The sequence below is a fragment of the Nitrospira sp. genome (assembly GCA_024998565.1).
In the GTDB taxonomy this organism is placed as follows: Bacteria; Nitrospirota; Nitrospiria; order Nitrospirales; family Nitrospiraceae; genus Nitrospira_A.
Map to the genome: position 1 here is coordinate 538,786 of JACOEM010000001.1, position 18,606 is coordinate 557,391.

The window sequence follows — 18,606 nt, forward strand, 5'->3', positions numbered from 1 at the left end:
TTTGTCGTGTATGTTTCAGAAGAACCGATGGCGTGTTAGACGGACAGAAATTGGCAGATCCGGCTCTTATGCAGGTCTGCCTAAACATTGTTAGGTGACCGAGCACACCCATTACTTCCAACGAAAAGAGATACCATGAAAACAACCTACGACCCTTCCATCAAGGCCACTGTCACGCTCGACGCTGCTGGCCGCATTCGAGGAATCAATCACCTCGACGAATATCGCGAGATCGAGCACCTCCGCGGCCGAGCGGCTGCAGCGACATACGTGCGCGACATCGCCGGGAAGCTCAACATAGTGCGCGAACAGCTGCAGAGCCTCGAACAAGCCGTTTCGTACCTTGATCCTCAGGAAAGGGGTATCGAGTATCGTTTCAGCGAACAAAAAGTCTCGTTTGATTCGACTACCTATGCTTACTACCAAACCTACCTCAACACCCCGGTCTGGGCAGCGGGCGTCAGCGTCACGATCAAGCAGGCGCCAACTCGCGTTGTTGCAGCTACTGACACCAGTCAACAGGGTATCGACGCCAAGATGCCGTCGGCTGAGGCGATTGAGCGCTACCGCCGGCTGTTTGCGACCGGCGAGAAGATCGACTCCCCACCTTCACAGCCTAAAGCCAGGCGAGTTGAGGCAGCCGCCGTCGCGAGTTCGGACCTGTTGCCCGAGATTCTCGGCAAGGCCGCCAAGGCCTCAAAGGCGCTCAAGGACGAGGAGGCCACACCGCGGCTGATTCGCGGCCGGTTCTTCATCTACCGTTACGACGCCGCGAAACGGACGCATGACGACCCGCACCCGTTCCATCAGCCCCTTTGCGGCACGCCGCCGACGCTGCCGCTGCTGCATGTATCCAAGTCAATCCGGGACGGAGGCTGGTACCTTGTCGCCGAGCTCGTCTTCCGTCTGCCTTATGAGGGCGAGCGGATGAACTGGCGAATGCTGGTTGAGGTCGAGAGCAACACGATCCTCTCCTTGCGGGCCTTGGCCTCGGGGGTCAATGGGCTGGTGTTCACTTACGATCCGATCACGAGCACCGGCACGGCGACCAATACGGCGGACAAGAGTAACGCCGTCCTAAACCCGCATCGAGATGATGAACCACTTGCCAACCTCAACCCGCCAACGGGGATGCCGTCTACTCAATCACTTCAGGGCACCTGGGCGACGCTAGCCGAGATCAAGACCCCGACGGTCGTGGCACCGACAAGGCCTGCGGGTAGTGATTTCGACATATGGGATGCTCGAACCAACGAATTTGCGGCGGTGAACGCGTACTACCACACCGACCGATTCTTTCGGCTGGTGGCCGATCTTGGATTCTCCTTGACTGGTGCTGGGGCTTACTTCGACGGTACGGCGTTCCCGGTTGAAGTCGACCACCGCGGCCTGGGTAACAACGTAAATGGGCACTGTATCGGCGACGGCGACGGCATCGATCACACCTGCTATGCACTTGCGGATGCCGGTGACACCGCCAATCCGATCGGCATTGCGACCGACTGGCGCGTGGTTCTTCACGAACTAGGCGGCCACGGGATCCTCTACGACCACGTTGGAGGCCCCAACTTCACTTTCGCGCACAGCGCCGGCGACAGCTTCGCCATGATTCTCAACGACTTTGTGTCCAAATGGCACGACTCGCCAACGATTGACCGCTTTGTGCTTGCTCCGTTCGTCACTTTCTTCGAAAGACGCTCAGACCGGGCCCACAACGATTCTGGAGTGATTTCCGTGAGCCTGACCAGCGGAGGCTCAGGTTACACGAGCGTGCCTACGGTAACCATCAGCGGGGGCGGTGGTTCGGGTGCGAAGGCGCTCGCGGTCCTTTCGGGTGGGGCGGTCGGCGGTTTGGGTGTTACCTACCACGGCACAGGCTATACCTCTGCGCCGGCCGTGACGATCACGGGCGGCGGAGGGACTGGCGCCACCGGCACCGCAACCATCGGTAACTGGGCATGGGGTGGGACGGCCGATCTTGGCGGCTACCTCAGCGAACAGATCCTCTCAACAACGATGTTCCGTGCTTACCGGTCCATCGGTGGCGACTCGAGCAGTGTGGCCCGACGCGAATTCGCCGCGCGCTGCATGGTCTATCTGATGTTGCGGGCTGTCGGCAGCATGACCCCGGCTAGCCTCGGCGCCGGTGGTACCGCCAATACGCCCGCAGGTTTTCTCAGCGCGTTGATCGCCGCGGACGCTGGAAACTGGACCTCGGAGGGAGTATTCGGAGGCGCCTACAAAAAGGTGCTCACATGGGCTTTTGAGAAACAGAATCTCAACAGCGGCAATCCGCCCAGCATCGATGTCTACATCGACGATGGACGAGCGGGCGAGTACCAGTACCAGCCCGTCCATTGGGCAACCACGACGATCTGGAACCGTCGGAACGCCGACGGGCTGGACGGCCACGAAGAGCCGGCGTTGCTGGATTCGGGCGGGATGCCCGCGATCAACTACGCCTACGTAACAATCAAGAACCGCGGCACGTCGATCGCGAACAACGTCATCGTCAAGGGCTACCACTGCAAACCCTTGGCGGGCGTGCTCTGGCCCAACGATCTGCAACCCATGACGACCGCGCAGCTCTCGGCGGGAACGTTGCAGCCCAACGGCACCGAAGAGAAGAAGGTTGGTCCATTCGAGTGGACGCCCGTGACGAACGCCTGGGGCCATGACTGCATGCTGATGATCGTTTCGGCGACAGGCGATCCGAGCAACGTCGACAACTTCACGGCAGGCGAAGTTGTCGAGGACTGGCGCCTTGTGCCGAATGACAACAACGTCGGCCAGCGAAACGTTGTGCTCGCTCCGGGTGGAGGCGGACTACAGGGTCTCATGGCAGGACTCCACGGCAAAGGTTTCTGGGTAGGCAATCCTGGGCGCACATCCGCGACAATTGCCGGTTCGATCGTTCTTCCACCACTGCTGGCACAGCGAGGATGGCGGATCAGCCTGCAGGAGTTACCAGAGAGCGGTGTCCGTCTGAAAGCCCACGAGCAACGACTCGTTACTTTGAATGTCCATGCGGGTACGCCATTTACTAAGGCTGATGTCGCAGCCGCGGCCGAGCGGGACATTGTCGTAACTGCGACCGCCGACGGTGCAATCATCGGCGGCATGACGTACAGAATCGATCCTGACCTCGAGATGCCGTTCAATGACCGGACGCCTGAGGAAAAGAAAGCACAGTGCCGTGACAAAGCCAGACAACTCCTTGAGTGCTTGGATCTGTCCGGTGACAAGGTCAAGTGCGTCCGCGTCCGAAAGATTGCGATTGATGTCGAGATGAAGGGAGACGACGACTGTTGCGATTGAGATGGGTTGTGCAAGTTTGCCGAATCAGCGGCTGCACCGGACAGCCGCTGCACAACCTCCGGTTGCTCCGCGCCTGCCGGTGAGCCGCGGGGCTGTTGGGCGTCGTGCAATGAGAAAGGAGATAAACGATGCGTGAGAAAGAGAAGTCGGCGACTGGCCTCAAGGTGACGGTCAAGCCGCTTGGCCCGACCCGCGAAGAGCTGATGGCAACCGGCGAACGCGCGTTGACACTGGCAAGCGTGCGCAAGTTCATCGGCCACGGCAAGGCGCGACTGCTGTACGTCGAGATGCTCGAGGACGACGAAGATAAAGGGGTTAATCCGCGGCCGCCGAGCCGCTTTCGCGCCACGCTCTACGACGACACGAACCACCGCGCGATCCTAGTCGACGGCAGTCTGCGCGATCCGCGGCGCGTGAACATCGCTGAATCAGCGCTGCCGCCTCATCCGTCGGACGCGGAGTACGCGGCGGCGGTGAGGATCGTCCGCCGCGACGTCACGCTTGCCGCCGCGATCGATGCGCGGCAGCTAGAACCGTATCAGCCGATTCCCGCGCTCGCATTGAACGAACTGCCGGACGGCTGCATCGAGCGCCGCATCGCGGTGGGGCTGCTACCACGGGGCGGCGACGCACAGCACGAGATCGTCGCCGTTGATCTTGCACGGCGACGCGTGATCCGCTTCGAAGAACGCCTGCCGCCGAACGTCCGACCGCGAAACCGCGGCTTGTGCGGCGTGCCGCGCGACGCCAGCCAAGCCACGGCCGCGAAGGGCACTGCCGGGCAGGTGTGGGTGACGGTCACCCAAGGCGGGCAGACGCTGTGGCGCTTTCTCGCCGTGCGGCCGGCGGCCTCGAGCGGCACCAACGGCTCCGGCATCGAGCTGCGCTACGTCGACTACAAGGGCAAGCGGGTCCTGTATCGGGCTCACGTGCCGATTCTGAACGTCAAGTACAATGGCGATGCCTGCGGACCGTATCGCGACTGGCAGTATCAGGAGGGCATGATTCAAGCGACCGGTACCGACGTCGCGCAGGGCTTCCGCTTCTGCCCGGCGCCGGCGCTGACCATCATCGACACCGGATCAGACACCGGCAACTTCCTCGGCGTCGGCATCTATGTGCTTGCCAACGAGGTCGTGTTCGTCAGCGAGATGGAGGCCGGCTGGTACCGCTACATCAGCCAGTGGCGGCTGCACGCGAACGGCACGATTCGCCCTCGTTTCGCGTTCGCCGCGGTCGAGCATCCGTGCGTGTGCAACGTGCATCACCATCATGTCTACTGGCGCTTTGATTTCGACATCCGCACCCCCGGCAACAACCGCGTGCGCGAGTTCAACGATCCGCCGCTTTTCGGTTCCAGCAAGTGGCACGACAAGCGCTTCGAGATCCGCCGCCCGCGCGATTTCGCGCGCAAGAGAAGGTGGCGGGTGGAGAATACGCGCACCGGCGAGGCCTACGAGATAGTGCCAAACACCGAGGACGGCGTGGCCACCGCTTCGCCTGACTGGCCGTTCGGTCGCGGCGACGTCTGGGTGCTACGTTATCACGGCAACGAGATCGACGACGGCGTGGTCGCGATCGGCCCGCCGTACGAAGCCGACATCGACCGCTGGGTCAACGGCGAAGCGATCAGCAACCACGACGTCGTGATCTGGTACGGCGGGCACTTCACACACGACGTGAACCACGACGGCCCGGCGCAGCACGGCCACATCGTCGGGCCGGACTTGAAGCCGGCGAACTGGTAGTGGAATCGGCGGCTGGCCCGCTCGGCGGTATACGGACAGAGTGGCGGAGCCCAACAACCAGTTGCAGCGGACCTCCGCTGCACAAACTTCGTTTGCTCCGCGGACGCCGCTGATCCGCGGGGCCAAGAATAGGGGGTCAGGCCCCTTTGATTCAGCTTACCCATTGATCATCGAATTGCAGGACGACACGATAACGGAGGTGACGGATGCCGTTACAACGCTACGGAGTACTTAAAGGCAAAGCCATTGGCGCCAAGAGAGAAACCGAGCCCAGGTCTCCACACTACCAAGTTCATATAGAGGCAGGAGCAGTCCAATATCGGATTGCGGTGAATGTGAAATCCCAGCTCAGCCCGTCAGAACTGTTGTTTTTGGTCGACGACGATTTCCAGCACTCGATTGCGGCATCTCTGCAGGGGTTGGCCGTCGGATTCACCCTGTTGCAAAGTCAGCCCGGTGGGCCAGCGCTCGATTTTATTCGCGGCAATCTCTTCAATCGGTTGGATATGCGGCTCCTCCCTCCCAATCTGCCTGGTCCAAATAACGATTTGAGCGACCAGATAGAGCACTATGTTGCCCGCGCGATCCAGGAGCCGGATGCACTGATCTATGCGTTTGGCGAACGATGGGGCCCGGAGCAAGGTGTCCCCGACAAAGTATTTGGCTTCACTCCAGGCAACGGCATTCACGACATTCACATGAATCAGGGGAATGTTCCGCCCCATACCGGCGATGACGGAGTCTGGCAAGATGGGGCCTTGATGTTTGAGTTTCCCGCTTCTCGCCAATGGGTGGCGGTCTTTCTCGCGTTTCAGTCACAAGCGTGGCATACCGATGACAACACCGGCCACACGAGTCCTGACGTGCCGAACCCAGGACCTGGGCCGCAGCCGAGTCCTACCGAGCCGGATCATCTCGTCCGAATTGTCGGCGCGCTGGTGAATCCCGTCGGTCCCGCGCCTGAACAGGAAACCGTTACGTTGCTCAACGCATCGCCGGCTTCGATTGATCTCGCAGGGTGGAAGATCGCCGATCGACTGAAGAAGACCCACATCCTTTCCGGTGTCATCCACTCAGGAGCCACGCTCATGGTCACGTTGCCCCAGGACGTCCAGCTGGGAAACAAGGGCGGGATCATTACCCTGTTGAACGACAAGGGTTTGAAGGTGGATGGCGTCTCCTATACCGCCCAGCAAGCGAAAAAAGAAGGATGGACCATCGTGTTCTAGCGCGCATTATTCATGAACGCTTCTGCTGTAATCGTGGATTCGCAGCTGTGACAAGCCTGAAGAATCAAGGCGGGGTCAGAGTGTAGGGGAATAAAAGGGGTCAGACCCCTTATTTTTTCCCTCCACAAGCTGTCACAGTTCTCAGTACATATTCCTACAGACGGAGTGCCTGCGAGCGGTGGCGCAGTGCTCGGCTATCGCGCGCAAGTTGCGTCGAACGATAGAAGGTGATACATGAATAAATAAGACGACCGAGTTCTATTGTACTTTGACAAATGCAAGAGCTGACGTATCTCTTGAGTAAGTGGTGAGCATCGCGATGCTGCGCGTGAGTCGAGGGTAGTGTCGTGATGACCGCCCTCCTGAGCGTTCTTCTCGTCTGGTACCTCCTGGGGGGGCTGCTGCCCCTCTGCACAACACGTCCACATCTTCAGAATCTTTTTGCCCATGGCTGTGCGGCTGCCGCGGGCGTCGTCGGTATTGTGCTGGGTGTTGCGGGGCTCCTCTCAACGGCTCCTCTGACTCTCTCGCTTGCGTCCAACATTCCCCATCTGATCTTCGCAATCCGTCTGGACCCGCTGGCGGCGTTCTTCGTGCTGACCATCTCGCTGGTGGGGGTGGCGGCGTCCATCTACGCGTCCGGCTACGTCAAGGAGTTTTCGGGCCGGGTCTCGGTGGGATTGTTGGGCTCCCTTCTCAACGGGTTTTTGCTCTCCATGACCCTGGTGGTTCTGGCCGATAACGGGTTCTTCTTCCTGATCCTCTGGGAAGTCATGTCCCTGCTGTCCTATGTGCTGGTTGTGACGGAGCACGAGAAGCCCGGCGTCCGCGAGGCCGGGTTGTTCTATCTCATCATGACGCACGTCGGCACCGCGTTTATCATCATCACGTTTTTAATCTTTTTCCAGGAAACCGGCGCCTTCTCCTTCGAGGCGTTTCGCCACCCCGACCAGCAGCTTCCGGAGGGATTACGATCGATCGCGTTTTTCACGGCCTTGATCGGCTTCGGCGCGAAGGCCGGTATCGTCCCGCTGCATGTGTGGCTGCCCTACGCGCACCCCGCCGCCCCCTCCCACATCTCGGCCCTGATGTCGGGGGTCATGATCAAGACCGCCATCTACGGGTTGATCCGGGTCTACTTCGATTTCATGGGCGGGGAATTCCCCTGGTGGTGGGGCTTCACGTTGTTGGTCGCTGGCACGGTGTCGGCGCTTCTGGGTGTCATGTACGCCTTGATGGAACATGACCTGAAGAGTCTGCTCGCCTTTCACAGTGTGGAAAACATCGGCATCATTCTGTTGGGGATCGGTGCAGGGATGATCTTCCATACCTATGGGTTACATGAATTGGCCGCACTGGGATTGCTGGCGGGCCTGTACCACACCATCAACCATGCGGCGTTCAAGGCGCTCTTGTTTCTAGGCGCCGGGGCGTTGCAGTTCGCCACCCATACGAGACACCTCGAGGAATACGGCGGCTTGCTCCGGCGCATGCCGTGGACGGGGGCGTTCTTCCTGGTCGGCGCCGTCTCCATCGCCGCGCTGCCGCCTACCAACGGGTTCGTCAGCGAGTGGCTGGTGTTTCAGAGTCTGTTTCTCAGCTTCCAACTGCCGACCCTCTTTCTCAAGTTGATGTTGCCGATTGCCGCCGCGATGTTGGCTCTCACGGGTGCGCTGGCGCTGGCCTGTTTTGCGAAGGCCTTCGGAATCTCGTTTCTGGCGCAGCCGCGCAGTACACATGCCCGCCATGCCAAGGAAGTCCCCCGGTCGATGCTGGCCGGGATGGGCTTCCTGGCAGGGCTCTGCGTCGTGCTGGGGCTGGCGCCCATGCTGGTCGTTCCGTTGCTGGATCGGGTGACGGCGCCATTGACCGGCGCGGCGATCAGTTCACAGGTGCTGGCGCTCGACGGCTGGGTGGTGGCGCCGGTGACGGTGGAATTCTCCAGCATCTCAACGCCGGTCCTGGCCATGCTTATGGTCGGGGCAGGGGCGTTGGGGCTGCTGATGGCTCGACTCTGCGGGAAGGGGCTGCGCGCGCGCTACTACAAGACCTGGGGCTGCGGGCTGAATCTGACGCCTCGCATGGAATACACCGCAACCGGCTTCGCGCAACCGATCAAGCAGGTCTTTGAAACCATCTACCAGCCGACGGTGAAGCTGGAGCAGGAGTTTCTGGAGCAATCGAAGTACTTCATCAAGCACCAACGGTTCGAGTCGCACATCGAGCCGGTCTTCGAGAAATACCTCTATCAGCCGGTCGTTGCCTTGATGCTGGCGACAGCCGACCGGCTGCGCATCATTCAGGCCGGCAGTCTCCATCTCTACCTCACCTACATTTTTGTGACGTTGGTGCTGTTGTTGTTGTGGGCGGGGTAGGCCGAGGCAGCGGGCTGTGCGCATCGGTTGTGCCTGGTCGTTCGATCACTGAGTGACGGGAGCTATGCAGTCGATCATCCACATCGTGCTGGTCATCGTTCAGCTGGCGCTGTTGTTGACCCTCTCTCCGTTTGTCGTCGGCCTGATCCGAAAAGTCAAAGCCCGTTTACAGTGTCGCCGTGGGGCGAGTCTGTTTCAGCCCTATGCCGATCTGGCCAAGCTGTTCCGGAAGCAGCCGGTCATCTCTTCGACGACCTCCTGGATTTTTACCGCGGCGCCCTACATCGTGTTTGCCTCGACCGTCGCAGCGGGGCTGTTGATGCCGGTGTTCGTGTCTCACACGCCGCTCAATTTCGCCGGGAATATCATTGCGCTCGTCTATCTGTTGGCGTTGGGGACGTTCTTTCTGATCCTGGCGGGGCTCGATGCAGGATCGGCATTCGGGGGAATGGGCAGCAGCCGCGAGGCAATTGTCGCAACGCTGGCAGAACCGGCCATGATGCTCTCGATCCTGTCCATTGCGCTGACGGCGGGCTCCACAAATTTGAGCACCATCGTTCATCAGTCCGCATTGATGGAAGGGGTCGTCGTGGCCCCACCTGCGCATTTGATGGCGCTGGCCGCGCTGTTCATCGTGACGCTGGCGGAAACCGGCCGTGTTCCGGTGGACAATCCGGCGACGCACCTGGAATTGACGATGATCCACGAGGCCATGCTGCTCGAGTATTCCGGGCGGTACCTGGCGTTGATGGAATGGGCGGCCGGCATCAAGTTGCTGGTGTTTCTGACGTTGATCGTGAATGTGTTTGCCCCCTGGGGCATCGCCACAAGCCCGGCGCCGTCGGCCATCGCCGTGGGTCTGCTGGTCTATCTTGGGAAAGTTGCGGCGCTGGCCATCGTGATCGGCGTGATCGAATCGATGTTCGCGAAGCTGCGATTGTTCCGGGTGCCGGAAATGCTGGGCGCCGCGTTCATCCTGTCGCTGCTCGCGCTGGTGTTTTTCTATACGTTGAAAGGATAAGGCGGTGCCGGCTTCCACCCACTTGGGCTCACAACTCGTCGATCTCTGCTCGGTCCTGCTGCTGCTCTGTTGTTTTGCGATCGTAGCGCAGCGTCGGCTGTCAGCCTGTGTGGATCTGTTCGCGCTGCAGTCCGCATTCCTGGCCGCGACCGCCGCGCTCGTCGCATTTCTGACCGGACATAAGCACATTTATTTCGCGGCGGCCCTGACGATCGTCATCAAAGTGATCGTGCTGCCTCGCATTCTCCGGAAGGTCATCGAGCGTCTGAATGTCTCCCGTGAGCTGGGGATGAATGTCAACATTCCGGCGGGCCTGCTGATCTGCGGCACGTTGGTGATCATCGCCTTCTTTATCGCGCAGCCCATCATTCCGCTCGGCTACCTGCTGACGCGCGATTCTCTGGCCATTGCGCTGGCCATTATTTTGATCGGATTTTTCACCATGATCGCCCGCCAGAAGGCGATCACGCAGATGGTCGGCTTTCTGGTCATGGAGAACGGATTATTCCTGGGCGCCACGGCGGCCGCGTACGGCATGCCGCTGATCGTTGAATTGGGCGTGTTCTTCGATGTGTTGGTGGCCGGGTTGATCGTCGGCATTTACACGCATCGGCTGCAGGATACATTCGATAGCGTGGACACCAGCACGCTGACGGTGCTGAAGGAATGAGCCGGTCGATGACGCATGACCTGCGAGCAGGTGCTGTATGTGGTCGGTGATCGTCCTGCTGACAGGGCCGGTCCTTGCCGGTCTGCTCAGCCTGGTGATCCACCGTGCCCGGGTCCTGCACGTCGTGAACTTTTCCACGATGCTGGGGTTGGCCGTGGCCGAGACGGCACTGACGAGGCAGGTGTTAGCCGAAGGGTCAGTGACGACACTGAGCGGTTTTGTCTACGTGGATGCGCTCTCGGACTTTATTCTGGTGATCATCACGGCCATCGGCCTGTCCTGTTCCCTCTACATGTGGTCCTACATGGACGATCGGGTCGCCCGGGGCATCATCGCGCAGAAGCGTCTCGGGCACTTCTTTTTCCTCTTCCACATGTTCCTGTTTGCGATGGTCGCCGCGACGGTGGCGAACAGTCTGGGCGTGCAGTGGGTGGCGCTGGAGGGGACCACCCTGGCAACAACCTTCTTGATCGCATTTTTCCGCAGGCGGGAGTCTCTGGAAGCCGGCTGGAAATATCTGATCCTCTGTTCGGTGGGCATCGCCCTCGCGCTCTTCGGCGTGGTGCTCACCTATTACTCCTCTGTGCGGGTCCTTGGCGATGCGAGCTCGGCGCTCAATATCACCGCGCTGATCGGCGTGGCGAACCAGTTGGATCCCAATGTGCTCAAGCTGGCGTTTATTTTCATGCTCGTCGGGTACGGCACGAAGGTGGGTCTGGTTCCCATGCACACCTGGTTGCCCGATGCCTACAGTGAAGCGCCGGCGCCGATTGCGGCGATGTTGGCCGGGGTGTTGGAGACGGTGGCGGTCTACACGGTGTTGCGCAGCAAGGCGTTGGTGGACCAGGCGCTTCCCCCGGAGTTCACCGGCAATCTGCTGCTCACCTTCGGGCTGCTCTCGTTCATCGTGGCCTCCCTGTTCATCCTGATTCAGCACAACTACAAGCGGCTGTTTGCCTATTCGAGTATCGAACATATGGGGCTGGCCATGATCGGCTTCGGCGTCGGCGGGATGATCGGCACCTTCGGGGGCCTCTTTCACCTGCTTAATCACGCCGTGGCCAAAGCGTTGGCCTTTTTCGTCGCGGGCAATATCCATCGGCGATTCGATACCCTGGAAATCGACGGGGTGCGAGGGCTGGCGCGTGCGCAGCCGATTACCGCCGTGGCGATTCTCGTGGCGGGGTGCGCGTTGGTCGGGCTACCGCCGTTCTCGCCGTTCGTCAGTGAGGTACTGGTCGTATCGGCGGTGGCCGCGCAAGACTTTTCCTCCGATACGATGCATGTCGGGCGATTTGTGACGATGACGATCTCGGATGAGATGCGCAGCCTCGGCATCGTCGTGCTGTTTCTGTTTTTTGCCGTGGTGTTGTTCGGCGGGTTTATGGTTCGCGTCGGGGCCATGGTGTGGGGCACTCCTCCGGCCGGTATCGCTCAGGGGGAATCGTGGACCGCCGGCCATGTGCCGCTGATGATCATGATCGTCGCGTTGTTGGGGCTTGGATTCGTGCTTCCCGAGCCGATTCAGACGTTGCTGACCAGGGCGGTCAACGTGATTGTGGTGAGGTGATCGTATGATCGACGCGCGACCGGCGGTTGAACAGGTGCAAGCGGCCTATACGCAGGCCATTACGGAGGTGCGCGCCGTTCACGGCGTGCCGTTGCTCAGGATGAAGAAGCAGGATCTGCCGACGGTCGCCCATTTTCTGCACACGAACCCGAATCTACGAGGGGCGCTGTCGCTGCTGTGGGCGGTCGATCATCGCCCTCGCGAAGCGCGCTACGAACTCTGTTACCTCTTCACGTTGGCGGAACGAAAAGACTGGCTGCTGCTCGCGACGGATCTCCATGGAGAGGAACGGGAATTTCCGTCGATTACACCGCATCTCCATGCGGCAAAGTGGTACGAGCGGGAGATTCGGGATCTGTTCGGGCTGATTCCGGTCGGCCATCCGGATCTGCGGCGGCTCGTTCGACATGAACATTGGCCGAAAGGGTCCCACCCGCTGAAAAAAGAGTTTCCCTGGGATCGGGTGTTAGGACGGGTGCAAGGGGAGTACGCCTTCCGGAAAATTCATGGTGAGGGGGTGTTTGAGGTGCCTGTAGGCCCGATCCATGCGGGCATCATTGAGCCGGGCCATTTCCGATTTTCGGTGGCCGGCGAGCCCATCATGCAGCTCGAAGTGCGCCATTTCTGGAAACATCGCGGCGTTGAGAAGTTGTTCGAGCAGCTTCAATTGACGGAAGCGGTCCCGTTGTCGGAACGGGTCTCGGGCGATACGAGCGTCGGCCATAGCCTGGCCTATTGCCAGGCCGTCGAGATTTTGCAGGGCGTGGAGGTCTCGCCCCGTGCCCGATATCTGCGCACGCTGTTTCTGGAGCTGGAGCGGTTGCACAACCACATCGGGGACGTGGGAGCCATCTGCAATGATACCGCCTATGCCCTGGCCCATGCCCACTGCGGACGGATGAAAGAACAGCTCATGCAGCTCAACGATCGCCTGACTGGCTCGCGTTTTCTGCGCGGGGTCAATTGTGTCGGCGGAGTGTCGCTCGATCTCTCCGGCCTGCAGCTCGCGCAAGTGGAGGTCGAACTGAATGCGCTGGAGCAGGACTTCTCGGCGATTGAAAAGATTGTGTTCGCCAACGCGTCGCTCACGGAACGGCTGGAGAATACCGGCATCCTCACGGAGGGGATCGCCTGGGACCATGCGGTGATCGGTGTGGTCGGCCGGGCCTCCGGTATCGATCGGGACCTACGTCGCGACCGCCCCTTTGCCGCGTACGACGTGCTGCAGCCGACGGTCGCCCTCTACCGCTATGGCGATGTGCGCGCGAGGATGCGGGTGCGGCTGGATGAGATCCATGAATCGATCCGTCTCATTCGCGAGGTCCGCCGCGGTCTCCCGCTGGGCCGGCTCGTGTCCCGGCCGATGCACCAACCGCAGCCCGGGGCATGGGCCCTGTCGGCGGTCGAAGGATGGCGAGGCGAAATTCTGTATATGGTCATGGCAGGAGAAGCAGGGCGGATTCATCGCTGCAAAGTGCGTGATCCCTCCTTCGTGAATTGGCCGGCGATCCAATGGGCGGCGCTCGGGAACGTCGTGCCGGACTTCCCGTTGATCAATAAGAGTTTCAACTTGTCCTATGCAGGGAATGATCTGTGAGAAACAAGCGTTGACCAATCCGCCGTAGTGCGGGAAGTGATCGCTGTTGGTCACTAACCGAGGAGGCCGCATGTTTCGAATTCTCAAAAAAAGTCTTCAGACCGGCGTCGTCACGGGGCACCATCCTGCCGGCGCCGCACCGTCCGAGCCGGTCAGCCAGGACGCCGTCGAAAAGGCCAAGCCGTTCCGTCGCTCGCTGACGATCCGCGAAGTCGATACGGGTTCCTGCAACGCCTGCGAGATGGAAATGAATGCGCTGGCCAATCCGGTCTATGACGTGGAGCGGTTCGGGGTCCATATTGCTGCGTCGCCGCGTCATGCCGATGCGCTGGTCGTGACGGGACCGGTGACCGTCAATATGGAGCGTGCGTTGAAAGATGTCTACAAGGCGACAGCCGATCCTAAGATCGTCATCGCGTTGGGAGACTGTGCGGTGAATTGCGGCCTGTTCAAGGGAAGTTATGCGGTGACGGGGCCGGTGGATCGGCATATCCCCGTCGATGTGCGTATCTCCGGTTGCCCCCCGCGCCCGGCAGAGATCCTGGCGGTGCTAGGAGGGTTACGTAAAAATAAGGCGGATTCAGATCAGTAGCGCCCGGAGACAGTCACGCCTCTCCCGTTCATCCAACACATCTTTTCGACCTGCGCAATAGACGGTCACACGTTCGTCTACATCCCTTCTTCAGCGCCGCCCTCGCGAGTTGATGTGTTTCGACTCTTCCGTCATCTGAAGCGATCCGCCCAAAATGCGTGAACAGCTGCCCGGGAAGATCCTTTCAGGAAATCCATTTTCTTAGCATTTTTACACCGTTTTTACTTTCTGCGCGTTACCTTGAGTATGGAGTGGAAGAGAAGAGGCGTGAAGAGGTGTGGCCGGTTGGCGACCGCCTGGATAGGTGTTTCGGGCGAAGCGCGCCACACTAAGTGTGACGTCCCATTAAGGAACATGTATATGGATCTCATCTATCTGGCGATCGTCGCCGTATTTTTTCTGCTGTCCGGCTGGCTCATCTCAACGTTGGATCGACTCTAAAGGATGTGGTCATGAATGCGATGTACCTGCTTGGTGCAGTGTTGTCACTGGGGTTGTTGGTGTACCTCATGATCGCGCTGCTGAAGGCGGAGTGGTTCTGATGACTGTCAACGGGTTGGCTCAAATCGGACTCTTCTTTTTCGTCCTGGTAGCGTTGGTCAAGTCGCTGGGTTGGTACATGGCACGCGTCTATACGGGCCAAGCCTGCGGAATGGACCGGGTGATGGGACCCTTCGAACGCCTGATCTATCGTGTCTGCGGCGTGCGTGCAACCGAGGAGATGGATTGGAAAACCTATGCCGTGGCCATGTTGTTGTTCAATGTCACGGGGTTGGTCGCGCTCTATGCGTTGCAGCGACTGCAGGGATATCTGCCGCTGAACCCGGCTGGTTTCGGGGCGGTGGCTCCCGACCTCGCCTTCAACACCGCTTCGAGCTTCATCACGAATACGAACTGGCAGGCCTATGCCGGTGAGTCGACGCTCAGTTATCTCACGCAAATGCTCGGCCTGACGGTCCAAAACTTCGTCTCTGCCGCCACGGGCATGGCCATCCTGGTTGCCCTCATTCGCGGGTTAACCGCTCAAACGGCAGCCACCATCGGCAATTTCTGGGTCGATCTGACCCGCAGCACGCTGTACATTTTACTGCCGCTGTCAGCCGTTCTCGCGCTGCTTCTTGTCTCGCAAGGGACGGTCCAGACCTTCGGGTCTTCTCATCACACCGCTCTCCTGCAGCCTGTGACCTATGAAACCCCGGTCGTCGATGCCATGGGACAGCCAGTGTTGGCCGAGAAGGGCCCTGCCAAGACCGAATCAACAGCAGGGACTGAAGAAACCTTGGCCGTCGGCCCGGTTGCGTCACAAGTGGCCATCAAGCACCTCGGAACAAACGGTGGCGGATTTTTTAATGCCAATGCCGCTCATCCCTATGAAAACCCGACGCCGCTGACCGATTTCATGCTGATCCTGGCTGAAAGCGTGATTGCCGCTGCTCTGACCTACACGTTCGGAACAATGGTCGGCGACACCAGGCAGGGCTGGGCGATTCTCGCTGCGATGCTGAGCGTGCTGGCCCTCTTCGTTCTGGGGGCCTACTGGGCGGAGTCGGCAGGAAATCCGCGCCTGACTATGCTGGGCGTCGAGCAGACCGCTGGGAGTGCGCAATCCGGCGGCAACATGGAAGGGAAGGAAGTTCGTTTCGGGGTCGCCCGTTCGGCGCTCTTTGCCACCGTGACGACGGCCACATCCACCGGAGCGGTGAATGCCATGCACGATTCATTCACGCCACTTGGCGGGTTGGTGCCGCTGTTCATGATGCAATTCGGCGAGGTGATTGTGGGCGGGGTCGGCTCGGGCCTCTACGGGATGTTGATCTTCGCGATCATCGCGGTGTTCATTGCCGGCCTGATGGTAGGCAGGACCCCGGAGTATCTGGGGAAAAAGATCGAAACGTATGAAATGAAGATGGCATCCCTGTTGATCCTCATCATGCCCATCATCGTCCTCGGGTTCACGGCAGTGGCGGTCGTGACGGAGTCCGGCACGTCGTCCATTCTCAATCCCGGCGCGCATGGTTTCAGCGAAATTCTCTATGCCTATACGTCTCAGGGTAACAACAACGGCAGCGCCTTCGGGGGATTGAACGCCAATACGCCGTTCTACAACTTGACCGGTGCTCTGGCGATGCTGGTCTCCAGATTCTGGTTGGCGATCCCGACACTGGCACTCGCCGGATCGCTGGCGCGTAAAACGATCGTGCCGGCCGGCCCGGGTACGCTTCCGACTCACCGGCCGCTCTTTGTGGGATTGCTGGTCGGGGTGGTGATCATGGTCGGTGCCCTGACCTTCGTTCCGGCCCTGGCGTTGGGACCGGTGGTGGAACATTTGCTGATGGTTGCCCGTTAGCCCGAATGAGCGGAGGGAGTCACATGACGACATCGACGAAAGCCAGACCGCTCTTCGATCCGCCGCTTGTGCGACAAGCCCTGCTGGGGGCGCTGCGAAAACTCGATCCTCGCATTCAGATCCGCAATCCGGTCATGTTCGTCGTCTTCGTGGGGAGCCTCTTCACGTCGCTCCTGTTTCTGCAGGCATTGTTCGGGAGAGGGGAGGCGCCGACCTGGTTCATCCTCGCCATCTCGCTGTGGCTCTGGTTCACCGTGCTCTTCGCCAACTTTTCCGAAGCGATCGCCGAAGGAAGAGGCAAGGCTCAAGCCGATTCTCTCCGGAGGGCTCGGACAGAATTGACTGCCAAGCGATTGGGAAAACCGACTTCCGGGGAAGACTATCTGGCGGTGCCCGCCGCCATCGGCAAACCCGGCGAAATCTATTGTCTCGTTCCGGCCAGTTTTCTCAAAAAAGGCGACATCGTGCTGGTGGAGGCGGGCGATGACATTCCCAGCGATGGAGATGTGATCGAGGGGATTGCATCCGTCAACGAAAGTGCGATTACAGGCGAGAGCGCGCCGGTGATTCGTGAGTCCGGTGACCGGAGCGCCGTCACCGGCGGCACGCGGGTGCTGTCCGATTGGCTCGTGGTGCGGATCACCGCCAGCGCCGGTGAAACCTTCCTCGACCGAATGATCGCCATGGTTGAGGGCGCCAGGCGCCAGAAGACCCCGAATGAAATCGCACTCACTATTCTGTTGTCAGCTCTCACTGTCGTCTTCTTGCTGGCGACCGTGACCGTGCTGCCGTTTTCTCTCTACTCCGCGCATGCCATAGGAGAGGGGGTGCCCATCACGGTGACGGTCCTGGTGGCCCTGCTGGTCTGCCTCATACCGACAACGATCGGCGCGCTCTTATCCGCGATCGGCATCGCGGGTATGGACCGCATGATCCAGGCGAACGTGATCGCCATGTCGGGGAAAGCCGTCGAAGCGGCCGGTGATGTGGATGTGCTGCTCCTCGATAAAACGGGGACGATTACGCTGGGGAACCGGCAAGCCACCGCATTTATTTCAGCCGAAGGAGTGCAGGAAAGATCTGTTGCCGATGCGGCCCAATTGGCCTCCCTTGCGGATGAAACGCCTGAGGGCCGTAGCATCGTGATTCTGGCGAAGGAGGGCTATGGACTCAGAGGGCGCAACATCCATGCGATGGGGGCCACCTTCCTGCCGTTCACGGCGCAAACGCGAATGAGCGGCGTCGACTTCGACGGTCGACAGATCAGGAAAGGTGCGGCGGAAGCCATCGAAGACTACGTGACCCAACTCGGCGGGTCGTTTCCGCCGGCCGTGCGAAATGCGGTCGAGACGATTGCCACGCAAGGCGGCACTCCTCTGGTCGTGGCCGAAGGCAAGTCGGTACTTGGGGTGATCCATTTGAAAGACGTGGTCAAGGGGGGCATCAAGGAACGGTTTGCCGAATTGCGCCGCATGGGCATCAAAACGATGATGATTACGGGCGACAACCAGAAAACAGCTGCCGCGATCGCCGCAGAGGCCGGCGTGGACGATTTCCTCGCACAGGCCACTCCCGAAGCTAAATTGAAACTCATCCGTGATCTTCAGGCAGGAGGCCGACTCGTGGCCATGACGGGCGACGGCACCAATGACGCGCCGGCGTTGGCGCAGGCGGATGTGGCCGTGGCCATGAATACCGGCACCCAGGCCGCCAAAGAAGCGGGCAATCTCGTCGATCTGGACTCCAATCCCACCAAATTGATCGAGATCGTCGAAATCGGCAAACAGCTACTCATGACGCGCGGCGCGCTCACGACCTTCAGTATCGCCAACGATATCGCGAAGTATTTTGCGATCATTCCGGCGGCGTTTGCCGGCACCTATCCGGCCCTGGGCGCGTTGAACGTCATGGGACTGGCGACGCCGGAAAGCGCCGTATTGTCGGCCGTGATTTTCAACGCCCTGGTCATCATCGCGCTGATTCCGCTCGCGCTTCGGGGAGTCAAGTTCCGGCCGATCGAAGCCTCCTTGCTGCTGCGCCGCAATGTGCTGGTGTACGGACTGGGAGGGATCATTGCCCCGTTCATTGGAATAAAGCTGATAGACCTGGTCCTGGTCGCCCTGGGATTGGTCTGAGGAG

General features: G+C 60.2%; 12 protein-coding genes. All 12 read left to right on the forward strand.

The features are described 5' to 3' along the window. Window positions 1-135 precede the first annotated feature (135 nt). Entirely contained in the window at window positions 136-3,318 is a 3,183-nt protein-coding gene (locus H8K11_02810) for a hypothetical protein (protein MCS6262663.1), read from the forward strand. A gap of 128 nt (window positions 3,319-3,446) precedes the next feature. Continuing rightward, entirely contained in the window at window positions 3,447-5,066 is a 1,620-nt protein-coding gene (locus H8K11_02815) for a hypothetical protein (GenBank protein ID MCS6262664.1), read from the forward strand. A 206-nt stretch (window positions 5,067-5,272) separates the two neighbouring features. Next, a complete protein-coding gene (locus H8K11_02820) occupies window positions 5,273-6,295 on the forward strand; it encodes a DUF2278 family protein (GenBank protein MCS6262665.1) in 1,023 nt (340 codons plus the stop codon). A gap of 347 nt (window positions 6,296-6,642) precedes the next feature. Next, window positions 6,643-8,670, forward strand: coding sequence for a hydrogenase 4 subunit B (gene hyfB / locus H8K11_02825; protein MCS6262666.1), 2,028 nt, complete (start codon window positions 6,643-6,645; stop codon window positions 8,668-8,670). A 64-nt stretch (window positions 8,671-8,734) separates the two neighbouring features. Further along, window positions 8,735-9,691 (forward strand): NADH-quinone oxidoreductase subunit H, encoded by a 957-nt coding sequence (locus H8K11_02830; GenBank protein ID MCS6262667.1) that lies wholly within the window; start codon window positions 8,735-8,737, stop codon window positions 9,689-9,691. Between the two features lie 4 nt (window positions 9,692-9,695). Next, on the forward strand, window positions 9,696-10,361 hold the full coding sequence (locus tag H8K11_02835) for a hydrogenase (protein ID MCS6262668.1): 666 nt from the start codon (window positions 9,696-9,698) through the stop codon (window positions 10,359-10,361). Between the two features lie 37 nt (window positions 10,362-10,398). After that, a complete protein-coding gene (locus H8K11_02840) occupies window positions 10,399-11,931 on the forward strand; it encodes a hydrogenase 4 subunit F (protein ID MCS6262669.1) in 1,533 nt (510 codons plus the stop codon). Between the two features lie 4 nt (window positions 11,932-11,935). After that, the gene (locus tag H8K11_02845; GenBank protein ID MCS6262670.1) at window positions 11,936-13,528 is read left to right on the forward strand and encodes an NADH-quinone oxidoreductase subunit C; all 1,593 of its coding nucleotides are present in this window, start codon (window positions 11,936-11,938) and stop codon (window positions 13,526-13,528) included. 70 nt (window positions 13,529-13,598) lie between these two features. After that, window positions 13,599-14,120, forward strand: coding sequence for an NADH-quinone oxidoreductase subunit NuoB (gene nuoB / locus H8K11_02850; GenBank protein MCS6262671.1), 522 nt, complete (start codon window positions 13,599-13,601; stop codon window positions 14,118-14,120). A gap of 452 nt (window positions 14,121-14,572) precedes the next feature. Then, on the forward strand, window positions 14,573-14,662 hold the full coding sequence (kdpF, locus tag H8K11_02855) for a K(+)-transporting ATPase subunit F (protein MCS6262672.1): 90 nt from the start codon (window positions 14,573-14,575) through the stop codon (window positions 14,660-14,662). Continuing rightward, a complete protein-coding gene (gene kdpA, locus H8K11_02860) occupies window positions 14,662-16,467 on the forward strand; it encodes a potassium-transporting ATPase subunit KdpA (GenBank protein ID MCS6262673.1) in 1,806 nt (601 codons plus the stop codon). The genes kdpF and kdpA overlap by 1 nt, the downstream gene beginning before the upstream one ends. Window positions 16,468-16,490: 23 nt before the next feature. Next, entirely contained in the window at window positions 16,491-18,602 is a 2,112-nt protein-coding gene (gene kdpB, locus H8K11_02865; protein MCS6262674.1) for a potassium-transporting ATPase subunit KdpB, read from the forward strand. The last annotated feature ends 4 nt before the right edge of the window (window positions 18,603-18,606 follow it).

Coding starts and splice junctions, on each gene's coding strand:
- H8K11_02810 (MCS6262663.1), top strand. CDS start 136: ATGAAAACAACCTACGACCCTTCCATCAAGGCCACTGTCACGCTCGAC.
- H8K11_02815 (MCS6262664.1), top strand. CDS start 3,447: ATGCGTGAGAAAGAGAAGTCGGCGACTGGCCTCAAGGTGACGGTCAAG.
- H8K11_02820 (MCS6262665.1), top strand. CDS start 5,273: ATGCCGTTACAACGCTACGGAGTACTTAAAGGCAAAGCCATTGGCGCC.
- H8K11_02830 (MCS6262667.1), top strand. CDS start 8,735: ATGCAGTCGATCATCCACATCGTGCTGGTCATCGTTCAGCTGGCGCTG.
- H8K11_02840 (MCS6262669.1), top strand. CDS start 10,399: ATGTGGTCGGTGATCGTCCTGCTGACAGGGCCGGTCCTTGCCGGTCTG.
- H8K11_02845 (MCS6262670.1), top strand. CDS start 11,936: ATGATCGACGCGCGACCGGCGGTTGAACAGGTGCAAGCGGCCTATACG.
- nuoB (MCS6262671.1), top strand. CDS start 13,599: ATGTTTCGAATTCTCAAAAAAAGTCTTCAGACCGGCGTCGTCACGGGG.
- kdpF (MCS6262672.1), top strand. CDS start 14,573: ATGAATGCGATGTACCTGCTTGGTGCAGTGTTGTCACTGGGGTTGTTG.
- kdpA (MCS6262673.1), top strand. CDS start 14,662: ATGACTGTCAACGGGTTGGCTCAAATCGGACTCTTCTTTTTCGTCCTG.
- kdpB (MCS6262674.1), top strand. CDS start 16,491: ATGACGACATCGACGAAAGCCAGACCGCTCTTCGATCCGCCGCTTGTG.